A 22,621-nucleotide genomic window follows, 5' to 3' on the forward strand; every position below is an offset into this window, starting at 1 on the left:
GGCGATCAAACCCGCTGCCGCCGCGCCCTCTAGAGTCGGCCCCAGTCCATAACAACAACGAGACTGGAACATGGCCGAGCCTGCCCGCAACGAATTCTGGAAAGACCTGCAAGCCATCCCCAACTGCTTCAAGCCCGACGCCAAGCCCGAGGTTTATCTGCCCAACGCGGCGAGCGACGACCTGAGCCTGTACGTGCCCTTCACCGAGACGGTGTCCTCGCGCCCGCTGTGGATCTCGCCGAGCGAGAACCGCTGGTGCGACATCCTCATGGCCCGCAGCGCCGGCCTGGTGAACCGCCACTACCACCCCCACGAAGTCTTCGCCTACACCCTCTCCGGCAAGTGGGGCTACCTGGAGCACGACTGGACCGCCACCGCCGGCGACTTCGTCTACGAGACGCCCGGCGAGGGCCACACCCTGGTGGCCTATGAGCACGAGGAGCCCATGCGCGCCTTCTTCATCGTCAAGGGCCCGCTGATCTGGCTCGACGAGCGCGGCGAGCCGGAGGGCTACTTCGACGTGCACTCCTATATCGCCATGTGCCGCGAGCACTACGAGAAGATCGGCCTCGGCGCCGCCTACATCGACTCCCTGTTCCGCTGACCCCTTGCCCGGGGCGCCCGCACGGCGCCCCGGAGGAGAACGACATGGCGCCCACGACCTCCAACGCCCGGTACGAAAACGTACTGCTCGGCGTGCTCTTCCTCACCTTCGGCTTCGTATTCTTCGACCGCCTGGCACTGTCCTTCCTGTTTCCCTTCATGGCCGAGGAGCTGCAGCTCGGCAACCGCCACCTGGGCATGCTGTCGTCGGTGCTGGCCCTGGCCTGGGCGGTATCCGGGGCCCTGGTGGGCCTCTGGTCCGACCGCAACGGCGTGCGCAAGCCGCTGCTGATCGCGGCGGTGATCCTCTTCTCGCTGTGCTCGGCGCTGTCCGGGCTGGTGGGCGGCTTCCTCAGCCTGCTGCTGTTCCGGGGCGTGATGGGGCTGGCCGAGGGGCCGATCCTGCCGCTGTCGCAATCGCTGATGGTGGAGGCCTCGTCGCCCCATCGGCGCGGCCTCAACATGGGCCTGCTGCAGGGCTCGGCCGCCGGCCTGCTCGGTGCGGTGATCGGCCCACCAGTGCTGATCGGCCTGGCCGAGGCCTTCGGCTGGCGGCATGCCTTCGTCATCTCCCTGGTGCCGGGGCTGCTGATCGCCTGGCTGATCTGGCGCTACGTGCGCCCCGACGACCGGGTACGCAAGCCCGACGCCAGCACGGCCGGCAACGGCGTTGGGCTCGGCGGCCGCCTGGCCCTGCTGAAGAGCCGCAACATCCTGCTGTGCACGCTGATCAGTTGCGTGTTCCTCACCTGGTTCATCGTGCTGATTTCCTTCACCCCCACCTTCCTGGTCAGCCAGCGTGGCTACAGCCCGGCGAGCATGGGCGGGATCATGAGTTGCCTGGGCGTGGCCTGGGTGTTCTGGGGCTTCGCCGTGGCGGCGATCTCCGACCGCATCGGCCGGCGCCCGACCCTGGTGCTGTTCTCCCTGGTCGCCGCCTGCTGCCCGCTGGCCCTGCTCTATGCGCCCACGCCCTTCAGCCTCGGCGCGCTGATGCTGCTGACCTACACCGGCCTGGGCTGCTTCACCCTGTTCATGGCCACCATCCCGGCGGAGACGGTGCCGCGCGGCGTCATCGCCACCGCCCTGGGGCTGATCATGGGCATCGGCGAGTTGGTGGGCGGCTTCATCGCCCCGACCATCGCCGGCTTCGCCGCCGACCGCTACGGCCTCTCCATCGTCATGTGGATGAGCTGCGGCGGCGCCCTGCTGGCCGCCCTGCTCTCGCTGTTCCTCAAGGAAACCGCGCCCACGGTGCTGGCCCGCCAGGCCGGCCGCCCCCTCGCCGACACCGCCAACCTGCAAGGACAACCCTGATGAACGCATTGCGCTGGCATGGCGCCCGGGACCTGCGCCTGGACGCCCTCGACATCGCCCCGCCCGGCCCCGGCGAGGTGGAGCTCAAGGTGGCCTATTGCGGCATCTGCGGCAGCGACCTGCACGAGTACCAGGACGGCCCGCACTCCATCCCCCAGCAGCAGCCGCACCCGCTGTCCGGCTGCCGCGCGCCGCTGACCCTGGGCCACGAGTTCAGTGGCGTGGTCACCGCACTGGGCGCCGGGGTGCAGGGCTTCGCGCTGGGCGACCGGGTGGCGGTGGAGCCCATCTACCGCTGCGGTGATTGCCGCTACTGCCGCGCGGGCCAGTACAACCTGTGCAGTTCCATGGGCTTCATCGGCCTGATGGGCGATGGCGGTTTCGCCGAGCGCGCCCGGGTGCCGGCCTACATGCTGCACCGCCTGCCGGCCGGCGTGAGCCTGCGCCAGGCCGCCGTGCTGGAGCCGGCCGCCGTGGCCCTGCACGCCCTGCGCCAGAGCAGCCTGCAGCCCGGCGACCGCTGCGCGGTGTTCGGCCTCGGGCCCATCGGCCTGCTGCTGATCGCCCTCGCCCGGCTGCGCGGCGTGGAGCACATAGTCGCGGTGGACGTGGCCCCCGAGCGCCTGGCGCGGGCTCTGGAGTTCGGCGCCGAGCGCGTGCTCGACGCCCGCCAGGTGGACGTGGCGCAGCAGCTGCAAGCCAGCGGTGGCGTGGATTGCGCCTTCGAGGCCGCCGGCACCCAGGCCACACTGGACGCGGCCCTGCACGGCCTGCGCAAGGGCGGCGAGGCGGTGCTGGTGGGCCTGATGGGCGAGGCGCGCTTCGACGCCTTCCACCTGGTCAATAACGAGCTGCGCATCACCAGCAGCGTCGGCTACCGCGAGGTCTACCCGGAGCTGATCGCCCTGCTGGACAGCGGCCGCCTCGACCTGGGCCGCGCGGTGACCCGCTGCGTGCCGCTGGAGCGCGCCGTCAGCGATGGCTTCGAAGCCCTGCTGGCCGACAAGGCGCAGATCAAGGTGCTGGTCAATCCCAACCCCGAACTGGCGGAGGCCTGAACATGCACACATCGACCTTCAACCCCGGGCTGTTCCGTGATCGCCAGGTGCTGGTCACCGGCGCCACCTCCGGCATCGGCGCCGCCATCGCCCTGCAGTTCGCCGAGCTGGGTGCCTCGGTGCTGGCCGTCGGGCTTAACGCCGATGGCGCGCTCACCCCGCGCCACCCGCTGGTGCGCCCGCAGGAGCTGGACGTAAGCGATGCCGCCGCGCTGGAAGCAGCCATCCAGGCCCTGCCCCGGCTGGATGTGCTGGTGAACTGCGCCGGCATCAGCCGCGACCGCGAGGAATACCAGCCGGCGAGCTTCGAGCGCGTGCTGCAGATCAACCTCGTCGCCGCGATGCGCGCCAGCCAGTGCGCCCGCGAGCTGCTGACCCGCCAGGGCGGCAGCATCGTCAACATCGCCTCGATGTTCAGCACCTTCGGTTCGGCCGACCGCCCCGCCTACAGCGCAAGCAAGGGCGCCATCGTGCAGCTGAGCAAGTCGCTGGCCATCGAGTACGCGGCCCTCGGCATCCGCGTCAACGCCATCGCCCCCGGCTGGATCGATACGCCCCTGGGCGCCGGTCTCAAGGCCGATGCGCAAGCCACCCGGCGGATCATGCAGCGCACGCCCCTGGAGCGCTGGGGCGAACCGGCCGAGGTGGCCGCCGCCGTGGCCTTCTTCTGCAGCCCGGCGGCCAGCTTCATCACCGGCGCCGTGCTCGCCGTGGATGGCGGCTACCTCTGCACCTGAAGCCCTGAGCCACCCGAAAACGCCCACCCCGGAGCCCGCGCCCCGGGGCGGGGCCCTGCTGCCCAAAACAACCGCGCCTTAACAACAACAAAAAAGGACCGCCCAACCATGAACCGCACCCTGGCCCGCAACGCCCTGCTCCTGAGCCTGCCCCTGCTGCCGCTGCCCGGCCTCGCCGACGAGGCCCCCGGCCCACTGGCGGAGCTGGGCAGCCAGCTCGCCGAACACGGCATCAAGACCCACGCGGTATTCCTCAGCCTGGCCGTGAAGAACCTCGACACCGGCCCGCGCCCGCACAGCTTCGGCAATAGCGGCGACCTGTTCCTCGGCGCCGACCTGGACCTGGGAAAAATGGCCGGCCTGGACGGCGCCGCCCTGCACATCGAGCAGACCCAGTTCATCCTCGACCGCAACACCGGCCAGCCCACCTCGGGCGCCTGGCAAGGGGCCGTCGGCAGCTACTTCGGCGGCGCGCCGATCCACAACGACATCGGCGCCAGCCAGCTGAGCCTGCTGACCTGGGAGCAGCAATGGCTCGACGGCAATCTCGAAACCCACCTGGGCCGCACCAACGCGCGCCGCTACTTCTTCATCTACAACTGCGAGAGCCAGGTCACCTGCAACGACCCGGTGATCGACGCCTCCACCGGCGTGCTGCCGCCGCCCTACGGCGCCTGGGGCGGCTACCTGAAATACCGCCTGACGCCGGACCTGTACCTGCACGCCGGGGCCTTCGAATCCAACCCCGTGGACTACCTGAAGAAGCGCCACGGGCTGGACTTCAGCACCACCGACGCCAGCGGCACCAGCCTGCTCTACGGCATCGGCCGCCGCGAGGGCGTCGAGCGCAACCCCTACAGCTCCCACTACGAGCTCAACGGCTACCACAACACCTCAAAACAGACCGACCCGCTCACCGGTGCCAGCGAGCACGGCAGCAGCGGCGCCTTCTTCAAGTTCCAGCAAACGGTGTGGCGCGCCGACGGCGGCCAGGGTGATGCGCCCCAGGCGGCACAGCTGTTCGGCTCGCTGTCGGCCGCCGCCGACGACAAGCAGCCCTTCCGCCACTTCGCCGAGGCCGGCATCAGTTGGCTCGCGCCCTTCGAGCGCCCCGGCGACAAACTCAACCTCAAGGCCAGCTACCTGCGCCTCAACCCGCACCAGCTGGAGTTCCAGCGCCAGAGCCGCATCGCCGCCGGCGGCGACCCGAGCCAGGGCTCGCGGGATGTCTACGCACTGGAAGGCAACGGCCACTTCGCCCTCACCCGCCACCTCGCCCTGGAACCCAGCGTCCAGTACCTCCTCAACCCGGACAACTACTACAACCCCGGCGCCACCGAGATCAGTGGCGACGGCTTCGTCGTCGCCCTGCAGCTGACCCTCGACGTCGGCTCGCTGCTGGGCCTGTGAACCGCAAGGAATCCGCCATGACCTCACCCCGTCGCTTCGACTACATCATCGTCGGTGCCGGCTCGGCCGGCTGCGTGCTGGCCAACCGGCTCTCCGCCGACCCGGGCCTCTCGGTCTGCCTGATCGAGGCCGGCCCCAGCGACCGCAGCCTGTTCCCCGGTAGCTACATCCGCACGCCGGCGGGCATCATCCGCCTGATCGCCAACCCGAAATGGAACTGGATGCACCGCTTCAGCCACGCCACCGGCAGCGGCGAAGTGGAAGTGCCCTGCCCGCGCGGCCGCGTGTGGGGCGGTTCCAGCGCCATCAACGGGATGATCTACATCCGTGGTCACCGCCACGACTACGACCAGTGGGCCGCCCAGGGCAACCGCGGCTGGAGCTACGACGAGGTGCTGCCCTACTTCCGCCGCTCGGAACACTTCGAGCCCGGCGTCTCGGCCTGGCACGGCCAGGGCGGCGAACTCAACGTCGCCGAGCTGCGCAGCCCCAGTGCGGTGAATGCGGTGTTCTACCAGGCCGGCGAAGAACTCGGCTGGCGCTACAACGCCGACTTCAACGGCAGTGATCAGGAAGGCATCGGCCCCTTCCACGTCACCCAGATCAACGGCGAGCGCTGCAGCGCCGCGCGGGCCTTTCTCCACCCGGTGCTGACGCGTCCCAACCTGCAGGTGCTCAGCGGCGCCCTCACCCACCGCGTGCTGCTGCAGGGCGACCGCGCGGTGGGCGTGGAAGTGAGCCAGGGCGAGGAATTGCTGCAACTGTTCGCCGAGCGCGAGGTGATTCTCAGCGCCGGCAGCATCAACTCGCCGCAGCTGTTGATGCTCTCCGGCATCGGCCCGGCGGTGGAGCTGGCGCGCCACGGCATCGCCCTGCGCCACGAGCTGCCCGGCGTGGGCCAGAACCTGCAGGACCACCAGGACGTGGTGCTCATGTACCGCAGCGACGCCGCCCTGGGCTACGGCCTCTCCCCGCGCGGACTCTGGCCGCTGCTGCGCTCGCCCTGGCAGTACCTGGCCGGCCGGCGCGGCCCGCTCACCTCCAACACCGTGGAAGCCGGCGGCTTCCTGCGGCTTGACCCGGCCGCACCGACACCGGAACTGGGCCTGATCGTCGCCCCGGCACTGAAGAACCAACCGCAACGGCCAGTGCCCTTCGGCCACGGCATCAGCCTGCACGTGGCGGTGATGCACCCGCAAAGCCGCGGTGAAGTACGCCTGAATTCACCGGACCCACGCGACAAACCGCACCTGGCCGCCAACTTCCTCAGCCACCCCGAAGACCTGCGCAAGCTGGTGGAAGGCGTGCGCCTGGTACGCCGCCTGGCCGGCACCGCCGCCTTCCGCCAGCACCTGCGCGGCGAACTGGTGCCCGGCAAAGCCATCGACAGCCAGGCGCAGATCGAGCAATGGATACGCCACAACCTCGGCACCGTGTTCCACCCCGTCGGCACCTGCAAAATGGGCCACGACCCGCTCGCCGTGGTCGACGACCAGCTGCGCGTCCACGGCATCGACGGCCTGCGCGTGGTGGACGCCTCGATCATGCCCACCCTCATCACCGGCAACACCAACGCCCCGGCGATGATGATCGCGGAGAAGGCGGCGGAGATGATTCTGGGTACGCGGCGCGCTGCGACTCACCCGGAATCCAATGCCACCGCCCAGCCCGTGCTGACCTCTTAGGGTGCTCGGCATGTAGGGGCGACTTCAGTCGCCAAGCAGACCGCAGGTCTGCCACTCGGTATCGCAGGGGGATGCTGCGCATCCCTTGGCGACTGAAGTCGCCCCTACACCGCCCCGTCGTTTAGCCGGTCTCCTTCGCGCCCCCTATGCCACGCTCGCAAAGCGAAACCTGGATCGCCCGGCACGACCTGCCACGTTGTATGGCCGCGCGCGGTGATCCGTTGCTAAGAGATGGGCCGAGTTGGAAGCGGTTTTTCTAAAGGTGCAGAAATGAAAAACGCCGCATGGGGGGCGGCGTTACTGATGGGAATGGCGGCTATCGGCCGATTCTGTTGAAAAAGTAGCTGTCGCCCCCTGCCGTCGGCAGAATTGCTCTGTCAGCGAGCGCGGGGGCGAATAGCATGATGGGGCAGTTACCGGGAGGGCAGCAGCGCCTGTTCTACTCGTTCAATCTGGAAGACCACGTTCCTCCCCAGCATCTCTTGCGCAGCATCGACCATTGCCTGGATCTTAGCGATCTGCGTGCACACCTAACCGACTTCTACAGCCCCATCGGACGCCCCTCGATCGACCCAGAGTTGATGGTGCGCATGCTGGTCGTTGGCTACTGCTACGGCATCCGTTCCGAGCGACGGCTGTGCGAAGAAGTGCATTTAAATCTGGCCTATCGCTGGTTCTGCCGACTGGGCCTGGAAGATGAAGTCCCCAATCACTCGACCTTTTCGAAGAATCGCCACGGCCGCTTCCGTGACAGCGGACTGTTTCGCTGGTTGTTCAATGAGGTACTGCGCCGCTGCATGGCGGCTGGCCTGGTCAAAGGCGAAGGCTTCGCTGTGGACGCCAGCATCATCAAGGCGGATGCCAGCCGGCAACGTGGGGTGGCGGGAGATGAAGTCGATTGGCGTGATCCAGCGCTCAGCAACCGCGCTGTGCGCGAGTACCTTGAAGCCCTTGATGAAGAGGCGCTGGCTGAAGCTCTTCCCAAGAAAATCTCGCTCACTGATCCGCTGTCCCGTTGGACTGCTGCACCAGGCGGCCCGGCCTTCTTTGCCTACTCCACGAATTACCTGATCGATACTGAGTACGGCGTGATCATGGATGTGGAGGCGACTCCGGCGCACCGTACCGCCGAAGTCGATTCGACCAGGACGATGGTGGAGCGTGTCGAAGCGCAGTTCGACCTCACGCCGGAACGCCTCATCGGGGACACCGCCTACGGCACGGCCCCGATGCTGGCCTGGATGGTCGAAGAAAAGAACATCGAGCCGCATGTGCCGGTGTGGGACAAGACCGAGCGCAAGGACGACAGCCTCTCCAGTAACGACTTCCTCTGGAGTCCGGAGGCCAATGAATACCGCTGCCCAGCCGGCAAACCGCTACGCAGTGAGTGGCGCACCTTCACTCAGCAAAGATCGCGCGTGACCAAGGCCAACACCATCATCTACCGCTCCAGCCAAACCGACTGCACCACCTGTCCGTTGAAAGAAAAGTGCTGCCCCAACACACCGAATCGGAAGATCGTTCGCAGCGTCCATGAGGCTGCCCGCGACGTAGCTCGACGCATCGCCAAGTCACCGGAGTACCTCGTCTCCCGCTGCGAGCGAAAGAAGGTAGAGATGCTTTTCGCCCACCTCAAACGGATCATGAAACTCGACCGTTTACGATTGCGTGGCCTGACGGGTGCGACTGACGAATTCACTTTGGCCGCGACCGTGCAAAACTTGCGACGCATGGCCAAGCTTTTGCCTAACGGGCCGCCACTCACGGGATAGGTACGCCTGCTGTGAGCAGAAACCCTCGAATTAACCTTCAAACCTGAGCCAGAACGCTCAGCGAAACACCAAAAGGTAACCTGAAGTGGCTTGCAGCCACTTCTACAGCAGGCACACCTGAACGGCTGGCTGCCGTTGATACGACTTTTTCAACAGAATCGGTCAAAAGCAGACTTCAAAAGCGACCCTGTCTCCGTCCTTGTATGGGCAGGTTAATTATGACGACAACAACCAATGCGGATTGGTAGACCATCCGAGAAAAACGCGAGCGCCTTCGGCAGTAGGTTCGCTCTGAGGTAGCCGGTGCCCAGCGGCTGCCAAGCGTAGCCCGTTCATAGCGGGCAGAAACCTGTCCCGAAAAGTTGCGGGCTGCGCTGCGAAGTGGTTTTCGATGTCTGCGAACGCGGAATACCTTCCAGACTCGTCGAGCATGGACAGATAGAACACCATCTGGCGCCAAGCATAAGCAGTGTTCTTGAGCATCACGAGACGAGCGTGATAGCACGCAATCCGCATTTGCTGGCGTGCGCAGATCCATTCGAAGCAAGTCAGAGCAAGTTTCCCCAGGCGTGATTGCAACAGCATTTTCAGATCGAGTTCGCAGAAGAGGGGGGCGAGATTCTGCGTAGTTAGGATCTGTTGCTGCTCGATGATCGTGCCGTTGGTCGCGGGATGCCAGCTGCCCAGTTCGGCCTTCGCGCGACGCGCACTCAGGATCGTCAACGCATCGCTGCTGTTTTGTGAACGCTGCCACCAAGGTTCCGGCGTCTGCAATTTCGGCCTGTCGGGAATCGTGGCCAATGCATCCGTGTCGATGTCGTAGTAGCGGGCGTACAAGGTCCCCGCAATGAGCCTGGCCGCACGCCTAGCGGCTTCAATGAACTTGTTCGAAAACTCACCCATGAAGATGTCCGCGGCGATTTCGTCCACGAATGGAAGATCCAATTTCGCAGTCTTGGCCAGTGCGTGGAATTCCTGCAGTAGCTTGTTGGGCAGGATTGCATGCGGGAATGCGGAGAACGTCAATGCCGACGTTTCGACAAGCGCCTGGCGAGCGGCATCCGCCGCGCCGGCGTGAAGCTGGCGGTCTCCCTCTACTGCCGCGACCCACGGCAACTCGTTCAGGGCGACTTGGTTCTGAAGGTTCAGCAGCAGTAACGAGCGACGACGACGGAACGATCGATACGTCGCTGCATACAGCATGCGCAGTACAGCATCACGGAATCCGGCGCTGCGGATCTCGGCAGTCATCGCGGGCAACACCTGCGCGATGGTGTCGCCTGAGGTGATTACTCCACAATCGATCAATTCAGTGATCGTCCCACTGCGGCAACGTTCGAGGCGCCGGTGGATCGCCTTTGGAAGTCCGATTCCCTCTGTCAGCTTGAAGGCTTCCGATTCCTCGGCGGTGATCGGCTCTGACAGGGAGGAGAAGTCGGAAATTCCTGCATTAGCCGGATATCGCGCCAGGCGCACCGACACAGCTTCTGCGATGAGGTGATGCCCAGGCGCGGCCACCTCACACCTCTGCTTGGACCGGTACTCACAATGGGCGTCCGAATCGGGAAGACCATGCTTGCGCACGAAATCACCGACGATCCGACGAATACGTCCGACTTGGCGCCCCGTCAGCGTGCTCGGAGCGCGGGAGCAGTGAGCGAGCAATGTGTACAACTCCACGACCCGGCTCCTGGAGGGAGTGCCAGCGCGGCAGGTGGCATCGAAGTGGGTGCAAAGCTCTGCTGCCTTTTCGTGCCATCCCTCCGGATAACGCCGGCAAGGCCACTCCTCCAAGTAGGTCAAGAGAAAATGGCTGATGGCCGCGTCGTACAGTGGCAGACGGGTTTCAATGACCTGTTTCTGGACAGCCAGGCGTGATTGGGCGGGCAGCGTCGCAAGCTGCTGCTTGATCTCACCGACAGGGAAAACATGTACTTCTGCCGCCGAGACCGGCAGCCCCTGCGCAGGTGCCGGAAAGAACCGCAGACGGTCGAAGAACGGCACGATCGTTTCGATCAGCCTCCGGGCTTCCTCCGCGCGCTTTTGCCCCAGGAGCCAGGCCACGGTCGGCAGTGCTGCCTCCTCCGGCACATCGATCCGGTAATCGCCCCTAATCAGGCGGTGCTGCAGCGCTTCCAAGCCTTCATCAGTGAGATGCCACGTATTGATGTCAAGCCGCTCAAAGCCCGCGCGGACGTCCCGGATCGATGCAGCCAGTTCGCGTTCATACTCTGTCAGTTCACCACCAGCCAGCAGACGCCCGGTGGCAAAGCCGCCGGTACTGACTTCCAGCGTCACCCAGGCTGGTATATCCACAAACGGTGTGCGTGAGCCGTATTGCGCAGTACCTTGTACAGCATGCGCAATCACCTGCTGCCAGCGCATGATCCGTTCGGCTGCGTTGGCGCGCGCTTCCTCACTGAGACTGTTGTCCTGAGCGATCAACGCTTTCGACAGTTGGAAGATCGCATAACCCGCGCCGATGCCAAGTGTCCCGTCAGATTCGGTATCTTGCCTGGACATGTGTCCTCATGACCGTGCGGTGTAATGGGTCCGGGGGCTGGATTCGAACCAGCGCCCACCCGGTTAGGAGCCGAGTGTTCTACCGCTGAACTACCCCGGAGTAGAACGGGAATTGTCGGGTAACACCAACGAGATGTGAAGCCCCTCCATGTACTTCATCGTAGAGCTCGATGTGGTGCTGAGCGGACAAGAGCAGTCCGCTTGCGCCACCCTCATTTGTCTTGCTCAAAGAAAGACCGTGCGAGTGCCTTGATCGAGACATAGTGTTGAATCATTACGCAAGGAACATGCGGTAGCCGTTAGCTATGTAGATGCGTGCTTCAACCAGCGTTAGCTGGTTTGGCCGTCCGCTATTGGCCGATTCTGTTGAAAAAGTCGTATCAACGGCAGCCAGCCGTTCAGGTGTGCCTGCTGTAGAAGTGGCTGCAAGCCACTTCAGGTTACCTTTTGGTGTTTCGCTGAGCGTTCTGGCTCAGGTTTGAAGGTTAATTCGAGGGTTTCTGCTCACAGCAGGCGTACCTATCCCGTGAGTGGCGGCCCGTTAGGCAAAAGCTTGGCCATGCGTCGCAAGTTTTGCACGGTCGCGGCCAAAGTGAATTCGTCAGTCGCACCGTCAGGCCACGCAATCGTAAACGGTCGAGTTTCATGATCCGTTTGAGGTGGGCGAAAAGCATCTCTACCTTCTTTCGCTCGCAGCGGGAGACGAGGTACTCCGGTGACTTGGCGATGCGTCGAGCTACGTCGCGGGCAGCCTCATGGACGCTGCGAACGATCTTCCGATTCGGTGTGTTGGGGCAGCACTTTTCTTTCAACGGACAGGTGGTGCAGTCGGTTTGGCTGGAGCGGTAGATGATGGTGTTGGCCTTGGTCACGCGCGATCTTTGCTGAGTGAAGGTGCGCCACTCACTGCGTAGCGGTTTGCCGGCTGGGCAGCGGTATTCATTGGCCTCCGGACTCCAGAGGAAGTCGTTACTGGAGAGGCTGTCGTCCTTGCGCTCGGTCTTGTCCCACACCGGCACATGCGGCTCGATGTTCTTTTCTTCGACCATCCAGGCCAGCATCGGGGCCGTGCCGTAGGCGGTGTCCCCGATGAGGCGTTCCGGCGTGAGGTCGAACTGCGCTTCGACACGCTCCACCATCGTCCTGGTCGAATCGACTTCGGCGGTACGGTGCGCCGGAGTCGCCTCCACATCCATGATCACGCCGTACTCAGTATCGATCAGGTAATTCGTGGAGTAGGCAAAGAAGGCCGGGCCGCCTGGTGCAGCAGTCCAACGGGACAGCGGATCAGTGAGCGAGATTTTCTTGGGAAGAGCTTCAGCCAGCGCCTCTTCATCAAGGGCTTCAAGGTACTCGCGCACAGCGCGGTTGCTGAGCGCTGGATCACGCCAATCGACTTCATCTCCCGCCACCCCACGTTGCCGGCTGGCATCCGCCTTGATGATGCTGGCGTCCACAGCGAAGCCTTCGCCTTTGACCAGGCCAGCCGCCATGCAGCGGCGCAGTACCTCATTGAACAACCAGCGAAACAGTCCGCTGTCACGGAAGCGGCCGTGGCGATTCTTCGAAAAGGTCGAGTGATTGGGGACTTCATCTTCCAGGCCCAGTCGGCAGAACCAGCGATAGGCCAGATTTAAATGCACTTCTTCGCACAGCCGTCGCTCGGAACGGATGCCGTAGCAGTAGCCAACGACCAGCATGCGCACCATCAACTCTGGGTCGATCGAGGGGCGTCCGATGGGGCTGTAGAAGTCGGTTAGGTGTGCACGCAGATCGCTAAGATCCAGGCAATGGTCGATGCTGCGCAAGAGATGCTGGGGAGGAACGTGGTCTTCCAGATTGAACGAGTAGAACAGGCGCTGCTGCCCTCCCGGTAACTGCCCCATCATGCTATTCGCCCCCGCGCTCGCTGACAGAGCAATTCTGCCGACGGCAGGGGGCGACAGCTACTTTTTCAACAGAATCGGCCGCTAGCGGCCTCGCATCAGGACTTACCACGCTTACAGGAATCGATCTGGCCGGCATGGATCAAGAGCACCCTGCATCGCTCCATCCATGATTTCCTCGCTGGCAAGACGCCCCACTATCGCCGCCAGTGTCACGCCAGGGTGCATTGCACACACATAGACACCGTGCACCTTGGGTAGATAGCCGATGATGGGGACACCATCGACAGGCATGGGCCTGAGCCCGACGCAGGCCAATTCCGGTTCTACGGAAACAGCGCCATGGAGTTCGCGCTGGATCGCCCTGGCAGTTCGAAGCGCTATCGCGTCCGGCTGATTTTCCAGCGCGTCATCCAGGTAATCCTCTGCCGCCAGCAAGGCCCCGTCCGTGGTTTGCCTCACTTCCATTTCGGTGCTGGAGATAAGGGTGCGCAAGAGGTTGGGCTGGGCCTTGTAACGGATGAAGATGGCCGGTGAGGCCTCGATCGGAAGCGGCACCTCAAGCATCTCCGTCAACGTGGTGATGGCGGTCCCGGCGGCCACTACGACAGTATCGGCCTCGAGGGTGCCTATCGCCGTTCTGACTCCGATGACCCTTGCACGCTGGATTTCAAAACCGAGAACCGGCATCTGGGTGAGAATTTCCGCGCCATGCGCCCTGGCACCGGCGATTAGCACATGTGCAGCGTCCACTGCGTCCAGCGCGCCCTCTTCTGCCGCATATGAGGCGGACTCGGGAGGGTTCTTGAGATTGGGTTCAAGCTCGAGAATCTGTGATCGGGACACCTGGCTCGTCGAAAACGGGCGCTGTGCAACCGGCAGCGCGCCACTCTGCACTCCGCTGTAGGACAAGGCGCCTGTCCAGCGGATATTCAAGCTAGGCAGCTGGGTTTCGAGTTGGCGGTACGCCTCGATTGCAGCGCCGCGCAGTTGCGCAATGGGGTCAGGCCCGGTGTATGAAGTATTGATCCAGGCGAATGAGCGGCCCGTCACTCCCGACGCTATACCTTCAGCCTCGACCACAGTGACCTTCGCCCCTTTGGCCGCCAGGTGATAGGCCAGTGACGCACCCACGATGCCTGCACCAATCACGACGATTCGCTTGCCCTGGGTTCCTTCCATATCCACCTCCGTTCCGTCGAGGTGCCGATGGTACGACAACGGTGTGATTTCATGACATGAGCCCCTGATCGTTCAGGCCGCCTGCTGAGCCTCTTCTGGCCGATAGCGGCCCACCACCAGCACCCGCTTCAGGCCAGAAGCGGGCACTGGGCACAGCCAGGCAGATAGCCCCCACTCAGAACCGCGTCTGCAGCCCCACCCGCCAGGTGCGCCCCGGCGCCGGCATGAAGCTCTGCGCCAGCGGGTCGAGGTAGTAACGGTCGGTGAGGTTCTGCACCGAGACATTCATCTCGGTGTGCTCCAACAGCTGGTACTTGAGGAACAGGTCGAGGAGCGTCACCGAGCGGTAGTCGATCTGCGGGGTGGTGGCGCCGGTCTGCCAGGGCTTGTCCATCTGCGCGGTGGGGCCGGAGCTGTAGGTCATGCGCCCGCCCACGGTCAGGGCCTCGTCGAAGAAGCGCAGCCCGGCGAGCAGGTTGGCCGAGTAGCGCGGCGGGTTCTGGGTGTTGGTGTACGAGCCCATGTAGCTGCCCGGCGTGCAGTCAGGCGTGTCCTGCGTGGGCTGGTACGGGTTGGCGGAGGCGCGCAGCTTGGCGGCGAAGGCCGCGTCGCAGGTTTCGGTCTTCAGGTAGTAGGTGGCCGAGAGGTCGGCGAACACGCGCCCGGCGTCGTAGTGCGATTGCAGCTCCAGGCCCCGGGTGCTGTAGCTGTCGGTGTTGCTGAAGGTCATCTGCCCCCACAGGCCCGGGCTCGGGTCGTAGTAACGGGTGATGTAGTTGCGGATGTCGTTGTCGAAGTACGCCAGCTTGGCCGAGGCCGAGTCGCCGCCCACCAGCAGGTCGCTGCGCAGCGCACTGACGCCCACTTCCCAGCTGCGCGAGCGCTCGGGCTTGAGGTGCTTGCCCGGCGTCACCTGCTGGGTGCCCTGGCTGGTTTCGAACAGCGACGGCAGGCGCAGGCCCTGGGTGTAGGAGGCGTAGACGAAGGTGTCGGGCAGGAACTCGACATTGATGCCGAAGGCCGGCGAGAAACCACCGCCGCTGCTGCCGCGCTGGGGGGTGTAGTCGTAGCCAGTGACCACGTTGCTGACGCCTTCCGGGTGCACGGTCACGTTGGTGGCGCCAGATTCGTTGAACGGCACGCCATTGAACGGCTCGTTGCTGTTGCCGAAGACGATGCCGTTGTTCAGGCGCGGGTCGGTAGCGTCGGTGTACTGCCCGTTTTCGTCCGGGAACCACATCATGCTGCCCCAGCTCGTGGGGCTGCTTACGGTGATCCAGCGCATCTGCCGGTCCTGCCGCCGGGCCTCGGCCAGCAGGGTGTTGTCCTTGGTGCGGTAATGGCTGTAGCGGCCGCCGCCCCAGAGCGTGACCTCCTCGATGGGCAGGTATTCCAGCTTGCCGTTGAAGCTGAACTCCTGGCGCGAGGCATCCCGCAGGCCACGGTTGGCGTTGATGTCGTGCTGGGTGGTGACCACGCTCTTCTGCGGTTGCAGGTCTTCGAGCTGGAAGCCGCCGCCCAGGTCGAGGGTGAAATCGCCGTGGCGGGTGGCGAAGCGCGAGATGTTGTTGAGGTCGCCGCCGATGCGCCGGTTGTCCTGGCGGGCCCAGCTGCGGTCGGTGCGGAACAGCTGGGATTTCGGCGCCATCCAGGCCGCGCTCAGGGTGCTGGTCTTCGAGTCGGTCATCCACAGGTTGCCGGTGAGGTCCACCAGCGGGTTGCCCTCGGGCAGGTAGTGGTAGCGCGCGGTGTAGCCGTCGATCTTCACTTCGCTGGTGGGGTACTGATAGATGCCGGCGGTGCCGTAGCGGAAGATGTCCGACGGCATGATCTCGCCCATGTTGCCGTCGAAGCGCCGGTAGCCCAGGTCCAGGGTGTGCTCGTCGGCCAGGCGCCAGGTGGTCTTGAACAGGTAGGAATCCGTCTCCGCCGAGGAGTTGAGCACCTCCTCGCCCGGCTCGTAGGTGTTGGCCACGCTGGCCTGCTCGTCACCCCAGCGGTCGTAGAGGCGATAGCGCTCCTGCCCGTGCTTGCCCGAGAAGTAGTTGCCCTGGTTGCGATGGGCATAGGCGGCGACCAGATCGAAACGCTCATGGCTGTAGGCGAAAGCGGCGCTGCCGGATTCGGCCGCCGAACCGAACAGGCTGGCCCGGTCGTCACGCGGCACGGTGCTCAGTTCCTCGTCCTTCGAATGGCGGCTGCGGTGGGCGGGTTCGACGCCGTTGTTCCACAGGTTGCCGGTGAAGCGCACGCCGACGTCCTTGCCGTCCACCAGGATGTCGTCCACGCCGAGGGTGGTCATCTCCACCGCACCACCGATGGCCCCCGAGCGCAGGCTGGGGCCCTTGTTCACGGTCACGCTGCTGAGCAGGTCCGGGTCGATGTAGCTGCGCTGCTGGGTGCCGCCGTAGCCCCGGTAGACATCCAGAGCCTGCTCCGAGCCGTCGACCCGCACCGCGACGCGGCTCTGCCCCTGGATGCCACGGATGTTCACGTCCAGCGCACCGCCGTTGCGGCTGTCACCCACCTGCACGCCCGCCACACCCTTGAGCGTGTCACCCACCGACACCGTGCCGAAGCGGTCCATGTCCTCCCGCGAGAGGCGCACCGAGGAACGGGGCGCGCGGTAGGTGTCCTGCTCATCCAGGCGGGTGGCGCCAACCATGGTGGGCGTCAGCTCCAGCGCGGCCTTCGGCTCCGTGCCTTGGGGCACGAGCACATAGGTACCAGGAGAACTCGGCAGCAGCTGCAAGCCGGAGCCCTGCAGCAGGCGCTGGGCGCCTTCGAGCACGGTGTAGCGCCCCTTGAGCGACGGTGCGGTATGGCCACGTGTCAGCTCGGCGTCATAGGACAGCAGCAGGCCGGACTGGCTGGCAAAGCGGCCAAGCACCGTGCCCAGCGGCCCCTGGGCGATGTCGTAGTCACGGGGCGTGGCATCGTCCAGCCGGGTGGCGGTGGTCGCCGTGGTGCCGGCGGCGTGGGCACTCACGGGCACACCGCTCGCCAGCAGGCAGCCGATCATGGCGAAGCCCATGGCCAGGGCGACCGGGGACAGGCGTTGCGGGGGGCGCGGAACAGGGGAAAGCCGGTGTACTGCGGGCATGCTTCTCTCGCTCGTAGGGTGTGTGCCCGGCACTCGATGCGGGCTCTCACTCCCTCTGTCGCACGAGATCAAAAAAGGTATATGCGGAATATTCGTATTTTCATTTGGGCTTGTGGCGCAAAAGATTTTAGTGATAATTGTTTTCATTTGCGACAACCGCCTGCCGATTCAGCTCACGATGAACCCCCTCGACGCCCCGCCCCTGCTCACCGATCGCTGCGCCCTCACGACGCTCTACGTCGAGAACCACGCCTGGCTGCGCACCTGGCTGACGTACCGGCTCAGGTCCTGGGGGCGCGGCGTGGCCGACGACCTGGCCCAGGACGTATTCCTGCGCGTGCTGGTCAGCCGGGAGGCGAACCAACCCGAAGCCATCCGCCAGCCCAGGGCCTACCTCACCCGTATCGCCAACTGCGTGCTGGTCAGCTGGCGGCGGCGCAATTCGCTGGAGCAGGCCTGGATCGAAGCGCTGCTACTGCTGCCCGAGCCAGAGCACCCGTCGCCCGAGCAGCAGAGCGTCATCCTCGAAACCCTGCATGAGATCGACGCCCTCCTCGACGCCCTGCGCCCACGGGTTCGGCAGGCCTTCCTCATGGCGACCCTGGACGGCATGAAGCAGAAAGACATCGCCCAGGCCCTCGGCATCGCCCTGCCCACCGTGAAGAAGTACATCCACGAGGGCTACGTGGCCTGCCTGAGCCAGATGCCCGATGCATGACGCCAGCGCCAATGGCGAACCCATCACCCAGGCCGTACTCGCCCAAGCCGCCTCCTGGCTGCTGTTGATGCAGGAAGGGCCGCTGAGCCCTGCGCAACAGGCCGAACTGGAACGCTGGCGGCACCTCGCCCCGGAACACGAACGGGCCTGGAAGCGCGCGCAAAGCCTGCTCGCCCGCCTCGGCACCCTGCCGCCGGCACTGGCCAGGCAAACCCTCGACCGCCCGGCCGCCAGCCGCCGCACTGTCCTGCGCGGTTTGCTCGTGCTCATGGGGGCCGCGCCACTGGGTTGGTGGGTATGGCAGCGCAGCAGCGCGGGCATCGACTACCTCACCGCCCTGGGCGAACGCCGGGACCTGGTGCTGGAAGACGGCACCCAGGTTTCGCTCAACAGCGACACCGCCCTGGCCGTGCGCTTCACCGCCGAACAGCGCCTGCTGCACCTGCGCCACGGCGAGCTCTACATCGCCACGGCGGCGGACCGGCATGCCCCTCCTCGCCCGCTACGGGTGCAGAGCGAACACGGCCTCATGCAGGCACTGGGCACCCGCTTCAGCGTGCGCCAGCTCCCCCAGGAAACCCTGCTCGCCGTCTACGAAGGCGCCGTACGGGTGCAACTCGCCGGCGCCGCGCAGGAACAAACTATCCGCGCCGGGCAGCAAGTACGCTTCGGCCGCGACCGGTTCGGCCCCCTCGAAACGGCCCGCGACACCTCCATCGCCTGGCGCAACGGCCTGCTGGTGGCGGACGACATGCCCCTGCAGCAATGGGCCCAGGAACTGATGCGCTACAGCACCCAAAGCCTCACCTGCGACCCGGCCCTGGCGAACCTGCGCGTCTCCGGCACCTTCCCCCTCGACGACCTGCCATTGGCGCTGGCGATGCTGGCCAAGAGTCATGGGTTGCGGGTTCAGGCGGGGGCGAATGGAGTCGTTATTGGGCGTTGAATTGAGTGGGAAGCCTGACGCCGAGGAACGCCAGCGAGGGCTCCCATTTTCCTGATGACATCGTGCTATCTGCTCAGCTATTTTCCGCAGGCTCAGCTCTGGAACCAGTCAAGGGAATGCACTGCAGATGAATGCAACAACCAGCAAGCCTCACGCCACGCTCAAAGCACTCGCGCTGATCTCCATAGCACTGCTGCTGATATCCGGGCTCCTCGCGATCTTCTATACCCAGCCCGAATCAATCGGAAAGCCAGCCTTCTACACCATGCTACTGCTGGTGATTGTCCAAGGCCCGCTGGCCGGCGTCTTTTCATACGCCCTTAAAGGCTCGATCGTAAGAGCGATCTTTGCCTGTTTGTTCTCGTGGGCGGTACCGCTCATAGGGCTGGTGTTGTTGGCGACCTACCATCGCCAAGCGTCAGAGGCATCGGCAGTAAACGGGCTTGCTTAAGACGCCTCAGGAAGCGCAGTTCGAGCAGCAGTGATTCCAGCATCCAGGTGTTCATTAGCACTTCAGCACCTGAGCCCATGCAGCACTTAGTTGGAGCACTAACGCACATGCAGGCATCGTGTACTCAACGCAGGATCAAGCAGAAGTGAGCATACCTACCAATGTGCCTGAGCCCGTCAAGCTGGATGCTCTTGCAGCAGTGCAGCAGCACCCCTTGTATCAGGAGGCCAGCGCTTGGACATACTGCGAAAGCGATGTTTTCTACGCAGCAAAGAGCTTTGTCAAAAAGGTCCCTATCCCACTTCCACTAGCGGATACCGAGTCTGTCCTGATGGTTATCTACTGGACCTCAGCTCGAAAGCCAGAACCGCTTTCTGGCTTTGGGAAAACCTATAGCTTCGTTCTACACCCAGAAACCCTGGCCATTCTTTTTTCTAGCGTTGATACATGGCGTTCATGAAAAAGCGGAATCGAGAGCAATCTCAAGAGAGCTGGACTTCAATGCAGCGGGCAAAGCAACTTCACCTTTAAGAGGTTATGGCAACATAGCCAACCTTGCGTGTGTCGCCTACTCAAACTCGGATGCTAAACAGTGGATGTCAGCGAACTGCTTGATCAAGTCAAGGATATTGAGACCTTCCTGGTCTTCGCACGCGCATTGGCAGCAGATCGTGCTGCATCAGTTGCCCAGGAAAAGATAGATCCCAGCTCAGCCTATGGGCCTGATGCACATGGCTGGGAAAACACCTCGATCGAGTCATTTCTTGAAGGCGCAATTGCTTGGGCTGAGGACAGTGATTTTGGCGTGGCCCAGGGCCTTTCCTCAGCCAATCCGTGGCAGCAATTCGCTGCCTTTCTTTACTGCGGAAAAATCTATGAGTGACCGCCCAACCAGGCGCGCGACTCATGGCGAACACTGAATCCCCCGGCGCTATTGCCGATCAGGAATCCTGCTCCGGCCGCCTATACGCCATCCCCACCGAGCGCGGTGCGGTATGCACGAAGCCGAATTGCGCGTACAGATCCTGTGCCTGGCCATCCGCAATAAGGCTGACGTAGCCGCTTTCCGGAACATTGGCTTCGATGTACTTATGGAATGGACAGGTTTCTGATGCATCGATAACGTGCGCGAAAGACATGCCGGGTTCGATTTTCTCTCCATGCCCCGCACCTCGCCTACACCCAGAGTCTTCCGGAGCTACGCATGGGCAAGGAATGCTGTGCCGCGCAAAGCGCGGAAAGTCCGAGCCCCTCTGTTCCCCCACACTTGCCAGGATGCATTCATGACGACTCCCTGCATTTATGCAGACTTCAATGCCGCTCTGTGCGCGAAGAAGAGGGAGGGCACGTCAGAGGTCGAAATGCCCATCACAGGTTATGGAACCCTCCAGAGCCTGGCCCAGCAAGGCATTCGCTTAACAGAGGGAATGCCACTTTTGCTTTTTGAGCCTGGCGACATCCAATGCGAAGCTTTCGCGCATTTCGACGATCAGTTGACTGATCCGGCGGGTCGTGCGGGCGCTTGGGTCGCCGTGCTCAACCTCAACGATGTGCAAGACTCAACGATGCCCTGGCCTTCTGATCTTCGCGATCATTTGCGAACTCATGGGAGCGGGTATGTCGAGCATTGCCCTCGATGTGATGCAAGCGTTATGGAGCCAATGGCGCCCCCTCGCTGAGAGCCTATCGAAGACTTATTGATGACCGCCACGGACAGCCAACACACCGTTGAGCGCCACTGAACCGAGGACATGACGATGGACGCAGCGAACAGGCCCAAACCGCTCTACCTGGACGACCTGGCGGTGGGTGACCAATTCACCAGCGGCACCCACGCGCTGGATGCCGAGCAGATCGTCCAGTTCGCCTCGCAGTTCGACCCGCAGCCGTTCCACCTGGATGCCGAGGCGACGCAAGGCAGCTTCTTCCAGGGCCTGGCCGCGAGTGGCTGGCACACCACCGCCCTCACCATGCGCCTTATCGTCAAGAGCATGCACTTCGCCAAGGGCGTGATCGGTGCCGGTGCGGAGGTTTCCTGGCCCCAGCCCACTCGCCCCGGCGATGTGCTCAAGGTCACCAGCACGATCATCGAGATCATCCCCTCCCGCTCCAAGGCAGACCGGGGCATCGTCATCCTCGAGTGCATCACCTCTAATCAGCAGGAGCAGGTGCTGCAACGCATGGTCACCAAGGTGCTGTGTTTCAGGAAGGAAGGCTGAGCCGCTAGAAGAGCTTCTCGTAGGTCAGCTCGCCCGGCGCCTTCCTCAGTTCACTCTCCCCTACGTAGAACCTGTTGCCGTTGTCGCAGACGACCGAAACCACCACCACCGTGGGCGGGGTGCTTTTCGCGCTCTTGGGTTCGACGGTGATGATGCGATTGCAGGCGGGCGACAAGGCGACATGGGCAACGGCCTTGCGCTCCATCACCTTGATGCGCTCTATGCCTTCCTTCCCCCACAGCGCATAGAGTTCGGGCTGATCAGCCTCGGAATAGTCGAGGTAGGTGCTTTCAGCAACGGGGGCCGGAGTCGCCGCGAGAGCCAACCCGGCAGTGCCCATGCCGCTGGCCAGCAATACGGCGGCCAGAAGCCGAAAGGCGCTCGAGCGCAGCACCTCGTTAAGTAGATTGATCATCGGAACGTGCATCGGGACGCCCTTCTCTAGCTGAAGGGCGTGAATGTAACTCGGCTTGAGGGGCTCTTTCGAGCTACCGATCAAGCCCCCTCCCCTGGTCGCCTATACGCCATCCCCACCGAGCGCGGCGCGGTATGCACGAAGCCGAACTGCGCGTAGAGGTCCTGTGCCTGGCCATCCGCAATGAGGCTGACGTAGCCGCTTTCCGGAACATTGGCTTCGATGTACTTGAGGATCTCGCCCATGATGCGTTTGCCCAGGCCCTTGCCTTGGTGCGCCTTGAGCACGGCGATGTCCACGACCTGAAAGAAGCACCCGCCGTCGCCGATCACCCGCCCCATTCCCACAGGTTGCGACTGGTGGAGAATCTGCACGGCGAATAGCGTATTGGGCAGCCCCCGCACCGCGGCTTCATCGGTCTTGCCGCTGAGGCCGGAGCCGGTGCGCAGAGCCTGGTAGACCTGAACGGATGGCGTCTCCAGCAGGCAGGAATAGTCAGTCAATCGAGTCACCCTGGTTGAGTTCGAGGTAGGGCTAGTAAGCCAGATGGCCGCCGGCCATGGATAGAAGCGCCTCATCGAATGGCTGGCGAACCT

The 22,621-nt window shown here is 63.9% G+C and carries 20 protein-coding genes, 1 tRNA gene and 1 pseudogene; 14 read left to right on the forward strand and 8 right to left on the reverse strand.

Annotated elements, in window-relative coordinates; all coding sequences use genetic code 11:
* Positions 1-70 precede the first annotated feature (70 nt).
* The 7 genes from ACXI0U_RS29945 to ACXI0U_RS29975 all read left to right on the forward strand — a co-directional run bounded on the left by ACXI0U_RS29945 (position 71) and on the right by ACXI0U_RS29975 (position 8,582).
* Positions 71-604 (forward strand): 2,4'-dihydroxyacetophenone dioxygenase family protein, encoded by a 534-nt coding sequence (locus ACXI0U_RS29945; protein ID WP_021221744.1) that lies wholly within the window; start codon positions 71-73, stop codon positions 602-604.
* A gap of 44 nt (positions 605-648) precedes the next feature.
* The gene (locus ACXI0U_RS29950) at positions 649-1,920 is read left to right on the forward strand and encodes an MFS transporter (RefSeq protein ID WP_479551274.1); all 1,272 of its coding nucleotides are present in this window, start codon (positions 649-651) and stop codon (positions 1,918-1,920) included.
* Entirely contained in the window at positions 1,920-2,978 is a 1,059-nt protein-coding gene (locus ACXI0U_RS29955; protein WP_479551275.1) for a 2,3-butanediol dehydrogenase, read from the forward strand. Before ACXI0U_RS29950 ends, ACXI0U_RS29955 begins: the two co-directional genes overlap by 1 nt.
* Positions 2,979-2,980: 2 nt before the next feature.
* Positions 2,981-3,715, forward strand: coding sequence for an SDR family NAD(P)-dependent oxidoreductase (locus tag ACXI0U_RS29960; RefSeq protein ID WP_479551276.1), 735 nt, complete (start codon positions 2,981-2,983; stop codon positions 3,713-3,715).
* Between the two features lie 108 nt (positions 3,716-3,823).
* Complete coding sequence (locus ACXI0U_RS29965) at positions 3,824-5,125, forward strand: carbohydrate porin (RefSeq protein ID WP_479551277.1); 1,302 nt, start codon at positions 3,824-3,826, stop codon at positions 5,123-5,125.
* A 17-nt stretch (positions 5,126-5,142) separates the two neighbouring features.
* Entirely contained in the window at positions 5,143-6,810 is a 1,668-nt protein-coding gene (locus tag ACXI0U_RS29970) for a GMC family oxidoreductase (RefSeq protein ID WP_479551278.1), read from the forward strand.
* Positions 6,811-7,211: 401 nt separating this feature from the next.
* Positions 7,212-8,582 (forward strand): transposase, encoded by a 1,371-nt coding sequence (locus tag ACXI0U_RS29975; protein ID WP_374980510.1) that lies wholly within the window; start codon positions 7,212-7,214, stop codon positions 8,580-8,582.
* 216 nt (positions 8,583-8,798) lie between these two features.
* Here ACXI0U_RS29975 and ACXI0U_RS29980 read toward each other — a convergent pair whose 3' ends face one another.
* The 5 genes and pseudogenes from ACXI0U_RS29980 to ACXI0U_RS30000 all read right to left on the reverse strand — a co-directional run bounded on the left by ACXI0U_RS29980 (position 8,799) and on the right by ACXI0U_RS30000 (position 17,195).
* Positions 8,799-11,105 (reverse strand): hypothetical protein, encoded by a 2,307-nt coding sequence (locus ACXI0U_RS29980; protein WP_431484697.1) that lies wholly within the window; start codon positions 11,103-11,105, stop codon positions 8,799-8,801.
* A 25-nt stretch (positions 11,106-11,130) separates the two neighbouring features.
* A tRNA-Arg gene (locus ACXI0U_RS29985) sits at positions 11,131-11,205 on the reverse strand.
* 419 nt (positions 11,206-11,624) lie between these two features.
* Positions 11,625-12,994 (reverse strand): annotated as a pseudogene (locus ACXI0U_RS29990) (transposase).
* Between the two features lie 111 nt (positions 12,995-13,105).
* Entirely contained in the window at positions 13,106-14,173 is a 1,068-nt protein-coding gene (locus ACXI0U_RS29995) for an NAD(P)/FAD-dependent oxidoreductase (RefSeq protein WP_479551279.1), read from the reverse strand.
* A gap of 175 nt (positions 14,174-14,348) precedes the next feature.
* Positions 14,349-17,195 carry a TonB-dependent receptor domain-containing protein gene (locus ACXI0U_RS30000; RefSeq protein WP_479551307.1) on the reverse strand — a complete coding sequence of 949 codons (2,847 nt, stop codon included), beginning with the start codon at positions 17,193-17,195 and terminating at the stop codon, positions 14,349-14,351.
* A gap of 259 nt (positions 17,196-17,454) precedes the next feature.
* Between ACXI0U_RS30000 and ACXI0U_RS30005 the strand changes: the two genes are divergently transcribed.
* The 5 genes from ACXI0U_RS30005 (at position 17,455) to ACXI0U_RS30025 (ending at position 20,274) form a co-directional block, all read left to right on the forward strand.
* Entirely contained in the window at positions 17,455-17,994 is a 540-nt protein-coding gene (locus ACXI0U_RS30005; RefSeq protein WP_043242147.1) for a sigma-70 family RNA polymerase sigma factor, read from the forward strand.
* Positions 17,987-18,940 (forward strand): FecR domain-containing protein, encoded by a 954-nt coding sequence (locus tag ACXI0U_RS30010; RefSeq protein ID WP_043242146.1) that lies wholly within the window; start codon positions 17,987-17,989, stop codon positions 18,938-18,940. Before ACXI0U_RS30005 ends, ACXI0U_RS30010 begins: the two co-directional genes overlap by 8 nt.
* Before the next feature lie 127 nt (positions 18,941-19,067).
* The gene (locus ACXI0U_RS30015) at positions 19,068-19,391 is read left to right on the forward strand and encodes a hypothetical protein (RefSeq protein ID WP_431484116.1); all 324 of its coding nucleotides are present in this window, start codon (positions 19,068-19,070) and stop codon (positions 19,389-19,391) included.
* Between the two features lie 145 nt (positions 19,392-19,536).
* Positions 19,537-19,851 carry a hypothetical protein gene (locus tag ACXI0U_RS30020; RefSeq protein WP_169708413.1) on the forward strand — a complete coding sequence of 105 codons (315 nt, stop codon included), beginning with the start codon at positions 19,537-19,539 and terminating at the stop codon, positions 19,849-19,851.
* Positions 19,852-19,983: 132 nt separating this feature from the next.
* Complete coding sequence (locus tag ACXI0U_RS30025) at positions 19,984-20,274, forward strand: DUF7660 family protein (RefSeq protein ID WP_431484115.1); 291 nt, start codon at positions 19,984-19,986, stop codon at positions 20,272-20,274.
* Between the two features lie 58 nt (positions 20,275-20,332).
* Here ACXI0U_RS30025 and ACXI0U_RS30030 read toward each other — a convergent pair whose 3' ends face one another.
* The gene (locus ACXI0U_RS30030) at positions 20,333-20,530 is read right to left on the reverse strand and encodes a hypothetical protein (protein WP_431484114.1); all 198 of its coding nucleotides are present in this window, start codon (positions 20,528-20,530) and stop codon (positions 20,333-20,335) included.
* A 144-nt stretch (positions 20,531-20,674) separates the two neighbouring features.
* Here ACXI0U_RS30030 and ACXI0U_RS30035 point away from each other — a divergent pair, with 144 nt between their 5' ends.
* Together ACXI0U_RS30035 and ACXI0U_RS30040 are read left to right on the forward strand one after the other, a co-directional pair.
* The gene (locus ACXI0U_RS30035) at positions 20,675-21,070 is read left to right on the forward strand and encodes a hypothetical protein (protein ID WP_431484113.1); all 396 of its coding nucleotides are present in this window, start codon (positions 20,675-20,677) and stop codon (positions 21,068-21,070) included.
* Between the two features lie 78 nt (positions 21,071-21,148).
* Positions 21,149-21,610, forward strand: a complete 462-nt coding sequence (locus tag ACXI0U_RS30040) for a MaoC family dehydratase (protein ID WP_479551280.1) — start codon at positions 21,149-21,151, stop codon at positions 21,608-21,610.
* Between the two features lie 4 nt (positions 21,611-21,614).
* Here the strand turns inward: ACXI0U_RS30040 and ACXI0U_RS30045 are convergent, their stop codons facing one another.
* Both ACXI0U_RS30045 and ACXI0U_RS30050 read right to left on the reverse strand, forming a co-directional pair.
* Complete coding sequence (locus ACXI0U_RS30045) at positions 21,615-22,025, reverse strand: hypothetical protein (protein ID WP_148304219.1); 411 nt, start codon at positions 22,023-22,025, stop codon at positions 21,615-21,617.
* Positions 22,026-22,105: 80 nt separating this feature from the next.
* Complete coding sequence (locus tag ACXI0U_RS30050; protein ID WP_021220100.1) at positions 22,106-22,528, reverse strand: GNAT family N-acetyltransferase; 423 nt, start codon at positions 22,526-22,528, stop codon at positions 22,106-22,108.
* Between the last annotated feature and the right edge of the window lie 93 nt (positions 22,529-22,621).

Source organism: Pseudomonas sp. C9D1 (genome assembly GCF_056491235.1).

Coding starts and splice junctions, on each gene's coding strand:
- ACXI0U_RS30035 (WP_431484113.1), top strand. CDS start 20,675: ATGACGACTCCCTGCATTTATGCAGACTTCAATGCCGCTCTGTGCGCG.
- ACXI0U_RS30005 (WP_043242147.1), top strand. CDS start 17,455: ATGAACCCCCTCGACGCCCCGCCCCTGCTCACCGATCGCTGCGCCCTC.
- ACXI0U_RS29945 (WP_021221744.1), top strand. CDS start 71: ATGGCCGAGCCTGCCCGCAACGAATTCTGGAAAGACCTGCAAGCCATC.
- ACXI0U_RS29975 (WP_374980510.1), top strand. CDS start 7,212: ATGATGGGGCAGTTACCGGGAGGGCAGCAGCGCCTGTTCTACTCGTTC.
- ACXI0U_RS29950 (WP_479551274.1), top strand. CDS start 649: ATGGCGCCCACGACCTCCAACGCCCGGTACGAAAACGTACTGCTCGGC.
- ACXI0U_RS29980 (WP_431484697.1), bottom strand. CDS start 11,105: ATGTCCAGGCAAGATACCGAATCTGACGGGACACTTGGCATCGGCGCG.
- ACXI0U_RS30030 (WP_431484114.1), bottom strand. CDS start 20,530: ATGTCTTTCGCGCACGTTATCGATGCATCAGAAACCTGTCCATTCCAT.
- ACXI0U_RS29960 (WP_479551276.1), top strand. CDS start 2,981: ATGCACACATCGACCTTCAACCCCGGGCTGTTCCGTGATCGCCAGGTG.
- ACXI0U_RS29970 (WP_479551278.1), top strand. CDS start 5,143: ATGACCTCACCCCGTCGCTTCGACTACATCATCGTCGGTGCCGGCTCG.
- ACXI0U_RS29995 (WP_479551279.1), bottom strand. CDS start 14,173: ATGGAAGGAACCCAGGGCAAGCGAATCGTCGTGATTGGTGCAGGCATC.
- ACXI0U_RS30000 (WP_479551307.1), bottom strand. CDS start 17,195: ATGATCGGCTGCCTGCTGGCGAGCGGTGTGCCCGTGAGTGCCCACGCC.
- ACXI0U_RS30045 (WP_148304219.1), bottom strand. CDS start 22,025: ATGATCAATCTACTTAACGAGGTGCTGCGCTCGAGCGCCTTTCGGCTT.
- ACXI0U_RS30015 (WP_431484116.1), top strand. CDS start 19,068: ATGAATGCAACAACCAGCAAGCCTCACGCCACGCTCAAAGCACTCGCG.
- ACXI0U_RS29955 (WP_479551275.1), top strand. CDS start 1,920: ATGAACGCATTGCGCTGGCATGGCGCCCGGGACCTGCGCCTGGACGCC.
- ACXI0U_RS30010 (WP_043242146.1), top strand. CDS start 17,987: ATGCATGACGCCAGCGCCAATGGCGAACCCATCACCCAGGCCGTACTC.
- ACXI0U_RS30040 (WP_479551280.1), top strand. CDS start 21,149: ATGGACGCAGCGAACAGGCCCAAACCGCTCTACCTGGACGACCTGGCG.
- ACXI0U_RS29965 (WP_479551277.1), top strand. CDS start 3,824: ATGAACCGCACCCTGGCCCGCAACGCCCTGCTCCTGAGCCTGCCCCTG.